Raw genomic sequence first — 17224 nt, forward strand, 5'->3', positions numbered from 1 at the left:
ATAAGTAGCTGATTTACAACAGCTATAGATTTGTATCATAATTAAAAAATCAAAAATTATGATTTGCAATCGGTTACTTAGTATTATATGCGCCATTATAGTATGGGTTTTGGGTGTTAGCTTTTATTTGACATCGTTTTACATCAACATCTTAGAAAACCCTGAGCGACAAGCCAATATTATATTAGCATTGTCAATTGTACCAAATGCTTGTCTTGGAACCTATTTGTTTTACAAAAAAGGACAAATGAAGCCCTCAACATTAGCACTAATATTTGTACTTATTGCTGTTTTACTTGATGCTTTAATTACTGTTCCTGTTTTTATAATTCCTGAAGAAGGTAGTTATTCTAGCTTTTTCTCAGACCCTGTATTTTATGCCATTGCAGTTGAACTTTACTTTATAGTATTCTATTTCGGGAGTCATTTAACTAAAAACAAAACATCATGAAAACTTCAATATTTTTTATCACAGTTTTACTAAATGCACTTTCTGTTGGATTCTTCTTTGCTTGGTCAGTTTCGGTGATTTTAGGAACAAAAAAAGTTGGTGACCTTACTTATCTAGAAACTATGCAAAGCATTAATAAAGAAATTCTTAATCCTGTATTTTTTATCGTTTTTTTCGGGAGCTTAATCACTTTAATTTTAAATGCAGCTCTACAAAACAATAATAAACTAATGTTTTGGCTCTTATTAACTTCTGCAATTATATATCTCATAGGCACTTTTGGTGTTACTGCATTTGGAAATGTGCCCTTAAACAATGAATTAGATGCATTAGACATCAAAGCATTAAATATAAACGAATTAAAAAACTTCAGAGACTATTACGAAAGTAACTGGAACCAATATCATAACATAAGAACCCTATCAAATATGATTTCATTTATTCTTTTACTCATTTCAATTTTTATTCAAAAACTATTTTAAATCAATCAAATTATGAACAGTAACATTTTAATTATCGGAGGAACAGGGAAAACTGGTCGTCGAGTAGTAGAGCAATTACAAAAGAAAGGTATACAACCTAGAATTGGATCAAGACAAGCAACACCAAGCTTTGATTGGGACGATAAAAACACTTGGATTGAATCCTTAAAAGGCATTGAAAAAATGTATATCACCTATTACCCTGATTTAGCAGTACCAGGAGCTAAAGAAGCAATAGAAAGTTTAACTTATTTAGCTAAAGAACTTGGTGTAAAAAAAATTGTTTTGCTTTCAGGAAAAGGCGAAGTTGAAGCTGAAGCTTGCGAAGCCATTGTAAAGAATTCTGGTGTAGATTATACCATTGTAAGAGCATCTTGGTTTAACCAAAATTGGAGCGAAAGCTTCTTTTTAGACCCAATACTTTCAGGAGAAGTGGCTCTACCAATGTCTAATGTTTTAATTCCGTTTGTAGATGCTAACGATATTGCTGAAGTAGCAGCAACAGTACTATTAGATAATGATTACAATGGAAAAACAATTGAAGTAACAGGTCCTGAACTAATTACTTTTAAAGACATTATTCACACAATCTCTACAGTTACAAATAGAAATTTAAACTTTCATGAGATAACTTTAGAACAGTATATTGAAGGCATGAGGCAAATGCAGTTACCTGAAGATGTAATTTGGCTAATAGAGTATTTATTTAGTAATGTACTTACTAATCCAAATAATCAAAAAATTAGCAATGATATAGAACAAGTATTAGGTAGAAAAGCTAGAACATTTTTGGAATACGCTAGAGAAACTGCTGAAACCGAAGTTTGGAGTACTGCTGAAATTATCAAATAATTTTTTTCAAAAAAAGGTATACTCTTTATTACACTATCTTTGCTTTTATAACTCACACTAAAAGCTAAAACGCTTTAATGAGCTAGCGCAAAAATATGCAACACTTTACACATTACTTTTTACACTTAGTGTTTCCGTTTTTAATAGCCTTTATATTCTTTAGGAAAGACTGGAAAAGAGTATACTTTATTTTATTAGCGACAATGCTTATTGATTTAGATCATCTTTTTGCAAACCCAATATTTCAACACAATAGATGTAGTATTAATTTTCATCCACTACACACCTACTATGCCGCTATTGGTTACTTTGTATTGCTGTTTCTTAAAAAACCACTAAATATTATAGGCATTGGTTTACTGCTGCATTTAATAACTGACTTGATTGATTGTGTCTTTACTTATAGTAGCTGCAAATCTTGTTTAAATAATGCTCCAGCTATTAAACTTATTGAGGGTATATCTAAAATAATTGGATTAAACTGAAAAACAAGATTGTTATAAAATTACTGATGCAATGTTAATACTGTGTTTGTATTTAACTGTTTTAGTTTTAAAATAACATCAGACTTAAAAAGACCTATTTTTCTAAAAAAGTTTGGTTTTTTATCTACAACACACATTATTTCATTGCGATGAGATTGTGCATAAGCCTTAAGCTGATTATTAGTTTTAGCATATTTTAAATCAACATGTGCATTTTGAAATTTACTTAAATACAGCATAAAGGCTTCTAAGTTATCCTTGATTTGCTCTGAAAGTTTATGTTCTTCTTCTAAAACCAGTATTCCTATTTCAACTTCTAAACCTCCAAGGCTTTTTCTAAATTGATCAAGTTGCTCATTGTTTAGTTTTTGCTTAAAATTTGAAGCTATGGTTAAACTTAAGCGTTTGCCTAACTTAACATTTGAAGGAATTATTAAAATTGGACAATCTCTAACACTGTTTAAAATTTCATCATTAGTTTTTTCTACTTTTTTGTTTCCTCCACTGGTTAATAAAACTAAGTCGACACCCAAATGAGCTTGATGTTTTTTTACAGCATTAACTAAACTAGAACATTCAGTTATTGCATGAAAATTATGAGACTCTACTTTACTTAAAGAAATACAACGTTCTATTAGTTTGCCTAATTTACTCTCAGACTCTTGTTTAGGTCTTTCATACCACTCTTCATCGGCATGCAGCAATTCTAAAGCATCTAATCCATTAACACTAAATGTGTAGGCATGTAAAAAATAAAATTCACATACTTCGTGCTTAAAGAGTTTTAAAATAGCGTCAATAGCTTTTTCATTTGCAGTCGAAAAATCAGTTGGGATTAAAATTTTTTTCATCTTTTCTTCAGTTTTAAATATTACTCTTTATACTTAGGCTAACCGCAAAGTCAATCTCTTTGCGGTTATAAAAACAAAACTAACAACACTATAACTCACTATTAACTAATGAATGATGTTAAAACCGCCTAAGTATTTTTCTTTTTTAACTTACCTTCTCCTATAGGTTATCAATGTTTTATAAATAGCTATTTTCAACTCATTGTAATCTTTTATCAATTGTTGATATTGCTGTCTTTTATTTTCATGCTGTTTTACTCTAACTTCATCATAAGGCACTTTACCATATTCAAACTCGGTTTTTAACGATTGCTCATATTTACACAAAGCAGCAACCATTAAGACATTTTTTCGCCTTATAGACTTTACATGATTTACAACAGCTAAGCTTTTTATTAATTGAGTACCTATAGTATTTAAGTAGGTTAAATCTTCATTGTTATTTTCTAAAACTTCAAGCCACTGCTCTATTTCTTTAATATCCTTTTTTATACAAAGCCTTCTATAGGCATCTATTATTGTTTGTTGAAATTGCATTAAACAAACGGAGGAATTAAGTCATTTTTAAAAGCGCAAACTTGCCTTTCACTTTTTTAAAAAAATCATCTTTTAAACGTCTATATTTATCTAAATGATAGAGGTAACTTCTTCGGTAACTTTCGTGTTCTGTTATATATACCATATCACATTGTGTGTCTTCACACTCAACAATATGACTTCGTGATACAGAGTATTTCACTAAAGCATTTAGAAGTGTATCGTTTTCTTTTTGTTTTTTCTTAAAATGTGCTAAAACGTTTATATTATTTATTTTATCATCCATATTGTGTGTACAAATAGACACCAGATTAGCAAGCTCTTTTTTTATGTATTCTAGATGAGCTATCCAGTTATCTAATTCTACACTATTGATTTTGTGTGTTAAATCAACATCAGTATCATGATTATAAATTTCGTTTTCTACTTTTTTCATAGTTTACCTTAAATTACTGTACCTACGTCACTAAGTGTCTCTTCTTGTTCAACTTTTACAATCTTAACTTCTTGCTTACCATTTGGAAAATCCCACAGAACCGTATCACCTTCAGAATAACCAAATAGCGCTGAACCCAAAGGCGTTAAAACAGAAATTTTATTGCTCTTAAAGTCTTTTTCTATTGGAGTAACTACTTGTATTGTTCTTTGTATGTCATTACTAAAAGCTACAGTAACCATACTGTTAAACCTTACTATATCTGTAGGCATTAATTCGTGATCAACAATATGAGCAGTCTTTAACTCTTCAGAAAAACTCATTAAGCACTTCTGTGTTTCGTGATCTTCAGCATATCCTGATATGTTGAGTATGCGCTTTAAATACACATACTCTTTTTTTTCTAGTATTAGACTTCCATATTTCATCTTCTTTTCTATTTAAAATTAATTAAGGAAAAATACCTCTTTGAACATAAGCTCTTTCTATACGCTGAATAGCAATACAGTAAGCAGCTGTACGCATATCAATACCTTCTTGTCTTGAATAGTCATACACCTTATCAAACGACTCTTTAAGCTTCTTATCAAGTTTTGCCATAACCTCATTAAGTTGCCACAATTCTCCGTTTCGGTTTTGCAACCATTCAAAATAGCTTCCTACTACTCCACCTGAATTACATAAAATATCAGGTATTATAGTTACACCTCTTTTTAAAAGAATTTTCTCTCCTTCAACATTAGTTGGTCCATTAGCTCCTTCAGCAATTAACTGTGCTTTAATTTTTGAAGCATTGTCTTTGGTAATCTGATTGCCTAATGCAGCAGGAATACAGATGTCGCAATCAAGTCCAAAAAATTTATCGTTATCTACAGGTTGAGCTTGAGGAAAACTAACGATACTTCCTTCGTTAATTTGACTGTAGTTATACAAGTCTTCAACCTTTATTCCTTTTGGATTTTGTATACTTCCGTTTGCATCTTGTACTGCTACTAATTTTGCACCATCTTGCTCTAAAAAGTAAGCTGCCCAATAACCAACATTGCCAAAGCCTTGTACAATAAATTTTTTATCGGTTAATACTTGAGCATTCTTTTCGGCCCAAAACTTTATGGAAAGGTAAACTCCATAACCAGTTGCTCTGTCACGTCCTTCTAAGCCACCACTACCTGCTGGTTTTCCTGTTACTACATGCTGGTTTGCCGATCGTTGCGCTGGCGGACGCGTACTCATGTACGTGTCAGCCATCCACGCCATTGTTTGACTATTAGTATTTACATCTGGAGCTGGAATATCGTGTTCTGGACCAATATTATCTGCTAACGCATAAGTAAAACGTCTTGTAATACGCTCTAGTTCTGATTGGGAATATTTTGAAGGGTCTAATTTAATACCTCCTTTTCCTCCTCCATAAGGCAATCCTGCCAAAGAGGTTTTCCAAGTCATCCACATTGCTAATGCTCTAGCTGCATCAATATCAACTGTTGGATGATAACGAAGTCCGCCTTTATATGGACCTAAAGCATTATTGTGTTGCACACGGTAACCTGTAAAAACCTCAACATCACCATTATCCATCTTTACAGGGAAATTCACAATAATTTCGTTATTGGTAATGCTTAATATTTTTTTGATATTAGGATGTAGTTTTATTTGGTTTGCAGCACTTTCAAACTGCTCCATAACATTATCCATCATGCCTCTTACAGGCACTTTCTTTTCTTCTTTTTTTATTTCTTTTGTTAATGTTGTCATTCTTTTTGCTACTTCTTTTATTGAATTTATTTTTTTAATTGTTATTTAAAATATCTGTTGCTTATGCTTCTTTCGTGATATTTCTCGTTTAAATACTTGTTAATTCTGGAGGCTTTTTTACTGCTTATTGCTTGCTTTGGAATAACAGTTGCTATTAATGTATTTAAGTTCATCTTCTCTTTCTTTTTAAAAAAATTAAACTAATTCTGTTTCGAGTTTTACTGTCTTATTTAAAACTTGGTTCTCTGGTAAATGGTTTTCTTCAAAACCTTTTTCATCATACTCACTACAAGACCATACCTTATCCTTTTGAGTTGTTAAAACACAACTAGACATGTGTAAACAACTTGGACAAATATTAATGTGATTCATATAAAAAATGATTTAGTATTTATTATGTACCACTATAGGCAATGCATGTGCCAAACGAATTGCATAGGCATATGAAAAAACCTCAAAACCCTTTATTTATAAGGTGTTTTGAGGTTTTAAAAATTGCTTTTCACTTTTTTACACTGGTACTTATTTCCCCTAATGTGTAAAAACGTATCAGCTAAATTTTAATCCATAAGTTTTTGTCGGATAGTTTTTCTATCTATTTGAAGAATCTCTGCTGCTTTAGTTTTATTGTTTCCTGTAGCTCTTAGCACTTTTTCTATGTATTTTTTCTCCATAACACGAAGTGGTACAAGCTCATCAGTTGGCGTGTCAATTGTATATTTTAACCGCTCAGGAATATGTTCAACATCAATTATTTTGTCACTCATAATTACTGCTCGTTGAACAATGTTTTCTAACTCTCTAATATTTCCTGGCCAATCGTATCGTTTTAGTATTTGTAGTGCTTCTGGAGTTATTTTTAAAAACCGATCTTTATATTCAATACCATATTTTAAAAGAAACTTATCTACCAATAAACCAATGTCATCTTTACGGTTTCTTAGAGGAGGAATACTTATTTCTACTACTGATAATCGATAAAACAAATCTTCTCTAAAGGTTTGATTTTTTATCATACTCAACAAATCATTATTTGTAGCAGCTATAATACGCACATCTATTTTTTCGGCTTTAGTTGTTCCTACTTTAATTACTTCTTTTTCTTGAAGTACGCGTAGTAATCTAGACTGAACTGCCAATGAAGCGTTACCTATTTCATCTAAAAAAATTGTACCTCCATGGGCTGCTTGAAAAAACCCGTCTTTGTTAGTTTCTGCTCCAGTAAACGCACCTTTTACATAACCAAATAACTCGGCTTCCAAAAGATTTTCAGGAATAGCACCACAGTTTACTGCTACAAAAGGTGCTCTTGAGAATTTCCCTTGATAGTGAATAGCTCTTGCAACAAGCTCTTTACCTGTTCCACTTTCTCCTTGTATATAGATTGTTGCTTTATTGTTTTTAACACGATCAATAATTTCAAAAACAGTTTTTATGCTTTCAGAATTTCCTATAATATCTCCATAAGCTTTTTGCTCTGTAGTGATTGTGTTTTTTTCGTCTGCAGTGGTTTCAGAAATCCCTATCGCTTTTTGTAAAGCTTCTTTTAATTCTTCTTTTGTAAATGGTTTAGTAAGATAATCTACAACACCAGATTTTATAGCTTGCAACGACCCTTGTACCGAAGGATAACCTGTTATTACCAATGCTGGCATTTTAGGGTAATGCTCTGAAGCAAACTTAATAAGCTCAAAACCATCAACCTCAGGCATTTTTAAATCTGTAATTAATAAATGTATATGTGTATCTCTCAAAATCATTACAGCTTCTTTTACAGACACAGCCTTAAAGACATGATAATTCCAAGATTGTAAATGTCGTTGTAATAATTCTAAAATATGAATATCATCATCAACTATAAGTATATTTTCCTTTCTTAATTTCATAATACTGCTACTTGTTTATAGGCAATTTTATAATGAATAATGCACCTTTATCTGGATTGTTTTTAGCTACTATAGAACCTTTATGAGACGCAACAATACCATGCACAACACTTAGCCCTAAACCTGTTCCTTCTCCATGAGGTTTGGTCGTAAAAAAAGGCTGAAAGACTCTATCTAAATCGGTTTTTTTAAACCCGATACCTTGGTCAGAAATTTTTAAAACTATATCGCTTTTTGTACTGTAAGCTTCTATCGTTATCATGCTATTTTTTGGTGAAAAATAAATAGCATTAATTAATAAGTTGAAAAGGATTTGAGTCATTTGAATTTGGTCTGCACGCAAAAACAGTTCGTCTTCAAAAATTTTCAATTCATAATTAACTTGTTCTTTTTTAAAAGTTGCGTCTAAAAGTTTAATGGCATTATGAATACTTGGAATTAAATCTATCAGTTTCATTTCCTGAGGCATTTCGCATGCAAAAAACATTAGCTTTTTAACTACTTCTCTCGAAAAAATAGCATTTTGAATTATTTTATCTAAGTCGGAAACCGCTTTTTTATTAGACTTTAAATCTTCTCTAAGTAACTCACCAAATCCTAGAATGTTAGCTAAAGGTGTATTGAGTTCATGTGATATTCCTGCGGTTATTTTTCCTAAAATATTTAAACGGTCAGCATGCTCCATTTGGCGCTTTAATGAAATCTCATTTTTTTGAATTTCTATACGCTCCAAAAGGCTTCCTATTTTTAAAGCCACACTGTCTAATAGTTGCTTTTCTTCTCTTAAAAAATTAATGTGTTGTGCTTTAGACTTCTCTAAATAAACCTCTAGCTTCCCTCTTTCAGTATTAAAAATATTGATAGTTGAGCTTATCTTTAAATCTTTATCAAGAAAATCATTTGTTGCGATTTTTATAGACTCGCAATCAATTAAAACATTAGTTTTTTTAGGGTATTGAAACGCTTTTTTTAAACTAAACGCTATGGCTTTTAAGGTATCTTCAACCAATTCATAATCTGAATTTGCTATAATTGAAGACACCTCATATAGGCAAGTTAATTCTTTTATTCGCTCTTTTAAGGCTGATTCTGTTTCATTCATCATACGCTACTTCTATTTTTATATCCTTCTAAATTCAACCTCTTATTACACAAACAAATTTACTCAATTTGAAGATTTAACTGTTTGTTTTCTTAAAATAAGATATCCTAAAACAGCTGAAATTAAAGAGCCTATAAGTATCCCAATTTTAGCAGACGAAATAAACTCTGGTGTTGAAGCAAATGCTAAACTAGCAATAAAAATAGCCATAGTAAACCCTATTCCTGCTATAAAAGACACACCAAAAATATGTCTTGTAGTGATATCATTTGGAATTTGTATAAAGTTAAGTTTTTGAGCTAAAAACACAACAAGCGGAATTCCAAAACCTTTACCAAGTACCAAACACAATACAATATTTACAATTAAAGGAACATCAAGCTCGACTGAACTATTTATAACCACACCAGCATTAGCAAGTGCAAATAGCGGAATGATAAAATACGCTACCCAACCATGAAGATTATGTTCTAAATGCTGTAAAGGAGACTGAAATTTGCTCGACCAATCTTCTAAATCATCCATGTGTTCAATTTGTTCTTTTGATAGAATAGGTTTTTGTAAAACACTTGCTGATTTTATGTCATTGAAAATAGTTTCCAACTGAGTTAAAAACGTTGATGTATCAATCTTTTGTCTTATAGGAATTGAAAATGCTAATAAAATACCTGCTACTGTAGGATGCACTCCCGATTTTAAAAACAATAACCATATAATAACACCTGTAAAAAAGGTTACAAACCTAGAGTAAAACCCTCTAAAAGACAGTATATATAAAAAACCAAGTAAGGCTAACCCTATTAACAATAACACAGTATTAATAGTACCACTGTAAAAAATGGCAATTACCAAAACAGCTTCAATATCGTCAACAATAGCAAATGCTATTAAAAACACTTTTAAACTTAAAGGAACTCGTTTACCTAAAGCATTTAATACTGCTAAAGAAAATGCAATATCAGTAGCCATAGGTATTCCCCAACCTGAAAATGTTTCAGGGTTATTATTAAGCAGCACAAATAACGCTACTGGTATTATTGCACCTCCTAAAGCTCCAAACAAAGGAAAAGCTAGCTTTTTAAATGAGTTTAGCTCGCCTATTAATACTTCTCGTTTTATTTCTAACCCAATAAGGAAAAAGAATATTGCCATTAACCCATCATTAATCCAAAGTAACAATGGTTTTTTAAGCTCAAAATTTTCAGAAGCAATTCCAATTTTATACTCCCAAATTGACTTATACAAATCACCATAACCCGAATTGGCCCAAACCAAAGCGATTACAGTAGTTAATAACAATAAAATACCACTCAATCCTTCAATTTTTATGAATTTTTGAAATGGTGAAAGAAATACTCTTTTAAGCATAGGCAATTATATTTATAAACGATTAAATTTTAATTCTCTTTTTATCACAGATAATATACCAAATTCGCGTTAAAAACTGAACGCTTATCGTCAAATACTTTAAACTTAAGTGGTTCTTTACAAAAACTTTTTAGCTCAACTAAATCGCACTGGGTAAATTTTACCCGCTAGAGTAAATTTCACTCAGTAGAACCTTAAAATTTGTTGACTATAATTATCCTCACAGCTCTTTAAGTAAAATGCCAAAAGCTGTATCTTTATTCCATAATTTTTTAGAAATCATAAAAAAACACCAATAAACTCGTGACTGAAAAAGAAAAAATGCTGAATGGAGATTTTTACAACTCTAGAGATCCTGAATTAATAGAAATGTATCACAATGCCCGAAAATTATTAAAAGCATACAATAATCTAGACTCTAAATTACTTGATGAACGCAATACTATTTTAGACATGCTTTTTCAGTTTAAAGGTGCAAACGTTTGGATTGAAACTCCTTTTTTTTGTGATTATGGTGCTAATATTTCAATAGGAAAAAACACATTTGTAAACACCAACTGTATGTTTTTAGATAACAACAAAATTTCTATTGGTAAAAACGGTTTGATTGCACCTTATGTTCAAATATACACAGCTACACACCCTTTAAAAGCTTCTGATCGTATAATTGAAACTGAAGATAATTCTCGTTACCTTACCTCTACTAAACCTGTAACCATTGGAGATAATGTATGGATTGGTGGAAACTCAGTAATTTTTCCTGGAGTAACCATAGGCAATAATGTAACCATTGGAGCTGGTAGTGTTGTTACTAAAGATATTCCTGATAACGTATTAGCTTTTGGAAACCCTTGTAAAATTGTTAAGCAACTATAGCAGTTACATACAATCTATAATAAAATTAATTACCAATCAGATTTATTATCTTTAATACCGCAACTAATCTGCTGTGATTAATGAATAAAGTATTATTAACTGGAGCTACAGGATATATTGGAAAACGGTTATTACCTGTTCTAATAGAAAAAGGATGCTTTGTTGTATGTTGTGTAAGAGACAAAAATAAATTTCATATTGAAGATTCTATTAAAGACAGCATTGAAGTAATTGAATTAGACCTCACTAAAAAAGATACCTTTAACAATATTCCTAAAGATATTGATGCTGCTTACTACTTAGTGCATTCAATGTCAACTTCAGATGATTATTTTGAATTAGAAAAGCAGTCAGCCATAAATTTTAGAGAAGCCATAAATACTACAAGTGCAAAACAAGTAATTTATTTAAGTGGTATAGTAAACTCAAACTCTCTATCTAAACATTTACAATCTAGAAAAAACGTTGAGATTGAACTCAGCAAAGGCAATTACGCACAAACTACTGTACGTGCAGGAATAATTATTGGGTCTGGTAGCGCTTCTTTTGAAATTATTAGAGATTTGGTAGAAAAACTACCAATAATGGTTACACCCAAATGGCTAAAAACCAGATGTCAACCAATAGGAATTTCAGATGTCATTAAAATTTTAACTGGTGTTTTAGGGCATAACCAAACCTATAACAAAAGTTTTGATATTGCAGGTAACGAAATACTTACTTACAAAGAAATGTTATTAGGCTTTGCTAAAGTGCGTGGTTTAAAAAGAATGATTTGGACAGTGCCAGTAATGACACCTAAGCTATCTTCATACTGGTTGTATTTTATTACCTCTACTTCTTACAAACTTGCTGTTTCATTAGTTGACAGTATGAAGGTTGAAGTTATTGCTAAAAATGACAGCATCATAAAATTGCTCAACATTACACCTCTTAGTTATGAAGAGGCTATCAAAAAAGCATTTAGTAAAATAGAGCAAAATGAAGTGGTTTCTAGCTGGAAAGATTCCACAGTAAGCGGAAGAATAAATTACAGAATATCTGACTATATAAAAGTACCTCAATTTGGATGCTTTATTGATACTCGAAAAAGACCAGTTGAAAATCAAGAAAAATGCCTTGAAAAAATATGGAAAATAGGTGGAAAAACAGGATGGTATTATGGCAATTGGTTATGGAAACTTAGAGGTTTTTTTGACAAACTATTTGGAGGTGTTGGTTTAAGAAGAGGACGCACAAATATTTACGACATAAACTCTGGTGATACTTTAGATTTTTGGAGAGTACTTTATGCTGATAAAACTGAAAAACGTCTCTTATTATTTGCTGAAATGAAATTACCAGGTGAAGCTTGGTTAGAATTTAAAATACAAAACAACACTCTTATTCAAACTGCTACATTTCGCCCAAAAGGCTTATTAGGTCGACTCTATTGGTACTTAGTATTACCATTTCACGGATTCATTTTTAAAGGCTTAATAACCGAGTTAACTAAAAATGATAACTCATAAGCCTCTTCTAGTTCACATTTACTACTAGATCTAACAAACTTCTTTTCATTTAAAAAAGTGAAAATAAACCCTTTACAAAAACCATATTTTTTAAAATGATTTTTTTAAACGCAACTAAGTTGCGTTATTGTTTTTTTGTTCTAGTTTTGCAACTAAGTTGCTTTTAAAATCTAAATTCAACTAAAAATAATTAACTAAATACTTTAATAAAATTAAACAATGAACAAAAAACATGTATTTTCTTTAGCGTTAGCGGTTTTATCAATTTTTGGCTTCCAATCTTGTAGTAATGATGATGACAATTCAGGAACAAGTTTTCGATGGAGTGATCAATCTGTAGCAGGAACTCTAGCATCAACAAACTCTCCAGATAGATATAGTTCGTACATAATAATATTTGACGAAGAAGAAACTGGAAAATTAATTACATCTACAAGCGAGTTTGAAGGTACTTATGAATTAAGAAATGACTCTCTTATTTTTAACACAAACGATACCGAAAAATGGTTTTTCTTTGACGTAATTGACAATGAGTTAATTAGCAGCAAGTACGAAGTTAGATTTTATAATGAAGACGGAACATACAACCCTGCAGCAGTACAGTACAATTCAACTTTTTATCAATCAGAAATTCCCGTAAGTAATGAATTAGTTGGCAACACTTATGTAGGAGATCTATATAAGTTATTTACATCTGGTGTTTTTGAAGAAAATTACAACATCGGTTTTGACCCTACTGGTGACTATTATGTAAGTGGTGAGGAAGACCATATTCATTATGAAACATATAACAATATAGCTTTTAGATCTGAAATTAATGGCAAAAAAGAATTTGGTGTTCTAATAAATGGAGAGCTTGTTGTTTCTGCTCTTGATGGTAACGGATTTTCTTATTGGGGAACCTTTGAAAAACAATAAACTAAAATTAAACAGCTTATTAAAAAAGTCACCTAAATGGTGGCTTTTTATTTTTTAAACTGATTAGAGAGATAGTATAACCAACATTTAGTAAGTTTAACTCAATTAAATCTAAACATAAAACTCATATACAAACCTAACCTAACATGCCTAGAGAATTTGACTCATTTATTATAGTCCCTGAATTTGCTGAAAAACCTATTATGCATTACGATGACTATATTGGTAAAAAAACAGAAGATTATCCTGAAATGGCTTTGTTGCAATTTAAAAGTATCATCGCTTCATTTATTCATGATGCCACTGAAAAAGAGGAAAAAACAATTACTTTTTTTGAAACACCAAACACTAACATAAAAGCTCATTTTCAGAAAAAATTAAAAACTATAGACAAAACACTAAAAATAAATACTAACATTTTTTTAGACACTATTAGTATTCTACCTGAAGAAAACAACAACTATCATTTAGCAAAACTTACATTTATAGCAAACAACAAAAAAATATGTATGTATTCGTATGGTCCTGAGGTTATCAAAATTGAGAACTAACAATTACAAATACACTATCTTTAATCCTCCAACAAGAGAACACCAATAAATATCTATGAAACAAAATATTTTAATGCTCTTCGTATTAGTAGTTTTAGTAAGCTGTAGCTCGTTAAAAAAAATACAACTAATGAAATCTGGTGAAGTTAGTAATACTAACTTTATGGAACGCATCAGTTTTGACTATGGTGCTAAACTTCCTATTGTAGAAGCTACTATAAATGGACATAAAGGTAGATTTCTTTTTGATACAGGAGCACCAAATGTGCTATCAAAAGAGTTTTCCCAAAAACTTAATTTAAAAAAATTAGCCTATGGTAGTGTTGGCGATTCTGGAGGGAATGTTTTAAACAATCAAGCTTTTATACAAATTGAAACTATTACTTTAGGTAAGGTTACTTTTAAAAACACAGGAGCAATTATTCAAGACTTAGGAACATCGCAAGCTATGAAATGCTTAAATATTGATGGAATTATTGGCGCCAATTTAATGCGAAATGCCTTTTGGAGAATTGATTACCAAAACAAAAAAATTGAAATCACTGACGATTTAAATCGTTTTGAACTAACAAACGAATATTCAACAATTAATTTTAAGACCAAAACTCAAGGCACACCTTTAATAGATTTAGATATAGATGGTATAAAAGTCAAAAACTTAACATTTGATACAGGATCAAATGGTCAAATGTCAATACCCACAAGTGCTTTACAAGCGCTACAAAAAACTAAAACTGTGAGTTCAACGTATTCAATAGGCTCAACAACTTATGGTGTTGGCGGAAAAGCTAAAAATGACACTCTCTTTTATGGTATTATCGATACAATTAAAATTGGAAATTTAAATCTTGAGAAGAAAATTATAAAATTCAGCACTCATAGCGATAATATTGGAAATAAGTACTTTGAGAATTATAATGTAGTTTTAGATTGGAAAAATGAAAAAATTTACATGAAAGAATTACAAAATTACCAACACGACTCCTTAATCGATTTTGGCTTTGGTATTGATTGGCAAGACGATGGTATATACATTGGCTCTATTTATACAAACTCTGATGCTACAAATAATTTACAAATAGGTGATAAAATACTAAAAATCAATAATAAAGAATTTAAAAACTTAAGTAACGACACCATTTGCACCACTTTTAAAAACAATGATTGGGATTATGAAAAACAAGACAGTATTATAATAACTGTAATGCGAAATGACAAAGCCCATGAGTTTAAACTTAATAAGAAACAACTATTACCAGTTGCCATAAGTGATTAAAATATTAACATATTCTTACTCTGATTATATCAAATTATTTATTTTCGAAGTGTAAAACATTTAATTACACCATTATAGTTGAAAGCATCTTCTAAATCTATTGCTGTTCTGCCATTTGTCAATATGAGTAATGATATTGATAATGAATATTTTAGTGATGGTATAACTGAAGAAATCATTAATGCTTTATCTAATATTAAAGCACTAAAAGTGATTGCACGAACGTCTTCTTTTGCCTTTAAAGGAAAACAAGTTGATGTTAGAGAAGTTGGAAAAGAACTCAATGTTTCAACCATATTAGAAGGAAGTGTAAGAAAAGTCAATAATCGTGTTCGTATTTCTGCACAATTAATTGACACATCAGATGGTGCGCATTATTGGTCTAAAAATTTTGATCGCGAGCTTGATGATATCTTCAAGTTGCAAGATGAAATTAGTCTTTTAATTGCCGATAAAATAAGAGAAAACTTTGGGCATTTCAATGTTGACGATTCTCTGGTAACACATCATAATATTTCCACAGAATCGTATCACAACTATTTAAGAGCTAAAAAACTTATCTCTCGCTTTAATAAGGTCGATGTGTTTAAAGGAATTTCGATTTTAAAAGAAATTATAGAACAGCATCCTACTTTCGCGTTAGCACATGTTAATATCCATTACGCATACAATATACTTGCTGCTGGCGGATTAATGCCTGTAAAAGAAGCTTTTGAAATTGGCGGGAATTATCTTGAAACAGCCCATAACCTAAAAGTAGATTTACCTGAAGTACATCATTCTTTAGGTTGGGACGCGCTTAACAAAAAATGGGATTTTAAAGCGGCTGCTTGCCATCTTAAAAAAGCTTTAGAATTAAAACCTGGTTATTCCGATGCACATCAAAAGCTTTTCATAACCTTAATTTTAGAAGGAAATCTAGAAGAAGCAAACACCCATATAAATACTGCATACACACTAGATCCGCTTAACGATTTAAACAACTATTTTATGGGCTATAATGCCTATATCAATAAAGATGAAAACGCTGTAAAAAGGCATTTTAAAAGGTGTTTTGAAATCAATAACAAATTCATTGTTGGTTATGGCATTTATGCATTGGCCTTAGCGTATCACAAACAACCAGAACACATTATTGAAGTTGCCCAGAGTATTCCAGAAATGGAAGGCTCTAAAATGGAGCAATTAATAATGACATCTTTAGCGCATGCAGTAATGCAAGACAAAGCAAAAGTTGAGGCTAACATAAGTAAACTAAAGCCTTTACTAAATTCTGATAGTCGTGAGCGAGTACGCTTTTTCTTGATTTATATTTACACGCTTTTGAAGCAATATAACAAGGCTTTAGATTTAATTGATGAAGGCATTTTGCACAAAGAACCTTTAATGACGTTAGTTAAAGTAGATCCATTATTAGAGCCTTTGCGTAATCTTGAGCGTTTCAAAAATCAACTTGAAATTATTTTCGCTTTGTCTAACGAAAGTAAACCACAAACAGAAACCACTGAAAAACAACTACTTTCTAAAACCCAAATAGCGCATTACAAAACAGCTATTTTAGATTTAATGGTCAATGAAGAAAGCTTCCTAGACACCACATTGTCTTTACGAACATTAGCTGATAAAATCGATATTCACCCAAATCATTTATCATGGTTGCTTAATGCGAGTTTCAAGAAAAACTTCAACGATTTTATCAATACTTATCGTTTAGAATATTTTAAATCCATTGCACTAAAACCTGAGTTTAAACACATAACTATCCTAGGTTTAGCTTACGATAGTGGCTTTAATTCTAAAAGCGTTTTTAATACTTTTTTCAAAAAAACTGAAGGCATTACACCTAGCAAATGGGTACAAAAACACTCTAAGTAAACCGTTTCTTCT

General features: G+C 30.9%; 19 protein-coding genes. 10 read left to right on the forward strand and 9 right to left on the reverse strand.

All coding sequences use genetic code 11. The features are described from left to right. Positions 1-58: 58 nt before the first annotated feature. The 4 genes from A8975_RS09765 to A8975_RS09780 all read left to right on the forward strand — a co-directional run bounded on the left by A8975_RS09765 (position 59) and on the right by A8975_RS09780 (position 2270). Positions 59-451: a DUF5367 family protein gene (locus tag A8975_RS09765; protein ID WP_134200168.1), complete on the forward strand. Its 393-nt coding sequence runs from the start codon at positions 59-61 to the stop codon at positions 449-451. Continuing rightward, positions 448-933 carry a DUF1772 domain-containing protein gene (locus tag A8975_RS09770; RefSeq protein ID WP_131507476.1) on the forward strand — a complete coding sequence of 162 codons (486 nt, stop codon included), beginning with the start codon at positions 448-450 and terminating at the stop codon, positions 931-933. The genes A8975_RS09765 and A8975_RS09770 overlap by 4 nt, the downstream gene beginning before the upstream one ends. Before the next feature lie 12 nt (positions 934-945). After that, entirely contained in the window at positions 946-1785 is an 840-nt protein-coding gene (locus A8975_RS09775) for an NmrA family NAD(P)-binding protein (RefSeq protein ID WP_131507478.1), read from the forward strand. Between the two features lie 95 nt (positions 1786-1880). After that, positions 1881-2270 (forward strand): DUF6122 family protein, encoded by a 390-nt coding sequence (locus A8975_RS09780; RefSeq protein WP_131507480.1) that lies wholly within the window; start codon positions 1881-1883, stop codon positions 2268-2270. A 20-nt stretch (positions 2271-2290) separates the two neighbouring features. Here the strand turns inward: A8975_RS09780 and A8975_RS09785 are convergent, their stop codons facing one another. The 9 genes from A8975_RS09785 to nhaA form a co-directional block, all read right to left on the reverse strand. Continuing rightward, the gene (locus tag A8975_RS09785) at positions 2291-3121 is read right to left on the reverse strand and encodes a universal stress protein (RefSeq protein WP_131507482.1); all 831 of its coding nucleotides are present in this window, start codon (positions 3119-3121) and stop codon (positions 2291-2293) included. A 150-nt stretch (positions 3122-3271) separates the two neighbouring features. After that, on the reverse strand, positions 3272-3658 hold the full coding sequence (locus tag A8975_RS09790; protein ID WP_131507484.1) for a hypothetical protein: 387 nt from the start codon (positions 3656-3658) through the stop codon (positions 3272-3274). Between the two features lie 16 nt (positions 3659-3674). Next, on the reverse strand, positions 3675-4094 hold the full coding sequence (locus A8975_RS09795) for a hypothetical protein (RefSeq protein WP_129760652.1): 420 nt from the start codon (positions 4092-4094) through the stop codon (positions 3675-3677). Positions 4095-4102: 8 nt separating this feature from the next. Then, entirely contained in the window at positions 4103-4522 is a 420-nt protein-coding gene (locus A8975_RS09800; protein ID WP_129760651.1) for a GreA/GreB family elongation factor, read from the reverse strand. Positions 4523-4544: 22 nt separating this feature from the next. Beyond that, positions 4545-5849, reverse strand: a complete 1305-nt coding sequence (locus A8975_RS09805; protein WP_134200170.1) for a Glu/Leu/Phe/Val family dehydrogenase — start codon at positions 5847-5849, stop codon at positions 4545-4547. Positions 5850-6044: 195 nt separating this feature from the next. Further along, positions 6045-6221, reverse strand: coding sequence for a hypothetical protein (locus tag A8975_RS14565; protein ID WP_166667467.1), 177 nt, complete (start codon positions 6219-6221; stop codon positions 6045-6047). Between the two features lie 188 nt (positions 6222-6409). Next, positions 6410-7735: a sigma-54-dependent transcriptional regulator gene (locus A8975_RS09810; RefSeq protein ID WP_134200172.1), complete on the reverse strand. Its 1326-nt coding sequence runs from the start codon at positions 7733-7735 to the stop codon at positions 6410-6412. Between the two features lie 7 nt (positions 7736-7742). Then, positions 7743-8837 carry a sensor histidine kinase gene (locus A8975_RS09815; protein WP_134200174.1) on the reverse strand — a complete coding sequence of 365 codons (1095 nt, stop codon included), beginning with the start codon at positions 8835-8837 and terminating at the stop codon, positions 7743-7745. 63 nt (positions 8838-8900) lie between these two features. Continuing rightward, the gene (gene nhaA, locus A8975_RS09820) at positions 8901-10205 is read right to left on the reverse strand and encodes a Na+/H+ antiporter NhaA (RefSeq protein WP_134200176.1); all 1305 of its coding nucleotides are present in this window, start codon (positions 10203-10205) and stop codon (positions 8901-8903) included. 303 nt (positions 10206-10508) lie between these two features. Between nhaA and A8975_RS09825 the strand changes: the two genes are divergently transcribed. The 6 genes from A8975_RS09825 to A8975_RS09850 all read left to right on the forward strand — a co-directional run bounded on the left by A8975_RS09825 (position 10509) and on the right by A8975_RS09850 (position 17212). After that, complete coding sequence (locus tag A8975_RS09825; protein WP_134200178.1) at positions 10509-11081, forward strand: sugar O-acetyltransferase; 573 nt, start codon at positions 10509-10511, stop codon at positions 11079-11081. 80 nt (positions 11082-11161) lie between these two features. Continuing rightward, positions 11162-12592 carry an SDR family oxidoreductase gene (locus A8975_RS09830; RefSeq protein ID WP_134200180.1) on the forward strand — a complete coding sequence of 477 codons (1431 nt, stop codon included), beginning with the start codon at positions 11162-11164 and terminating at the stop codon, positions 12590-12592. 219 nt (positions 12593-12811) lie between these two features. Beyond that, positions 12812-13510 (forward strand): hypothetical protein, encoded by a 699-nt coding sequence (locus tag A8975_RS09835; RefSeq protein ID WP_134200182.1) that lies wholly within the window; start codon positions 12812-12814, stop codon positions 13508-13510. Positions 13511-13656: 146 nt separating this feature from the next. Beyond that, positions 13657-14061, forward strand: a complete 405-nt coding sequence (locus A8975_RS09840) for a hypothetical protein (protein ID WP_131507497.1) — start codon at positions 13657-13659, stop codon at positions 14059-14061. A 55-nt stretch (positions 14062-14116) separates the two neighbouring features. Then, complete coding sequence (locus tag A8975_RS09845) at positions 14117-15337, forward strand: aspartyl protease family protein (RefSeq protein WP_134200184.1); 1221 nt, start codon at positions 14117-14119, stop codon at positions 15335-15337. A gap of 78 nt (positions 15338-15415) precedes the next feature. Then, positions 15416-17212, forward strand: a complete 1797-nt coding sequence (locus A8975_RS09850) for a helix-turn-helix domain-containing protein (RefSeq protein WP_243832972.1) — start codon at positions 15416-15418, stop codon at positions 17210-17212. Positions 17213-17224 lie beyond the last annotated feature (12 nt).

This window comes from Meridianimaribacter flavus (assembly GCF_004366715.1).
Taxonomy (GTDB): domain Bacteria; phylum Bacteroidota; class Bacteroidia; order Flavobacteriales; family Flavobacteriaceae; genus Gaetbulibacter_B; species Gaetbulibacter_B jejuensis.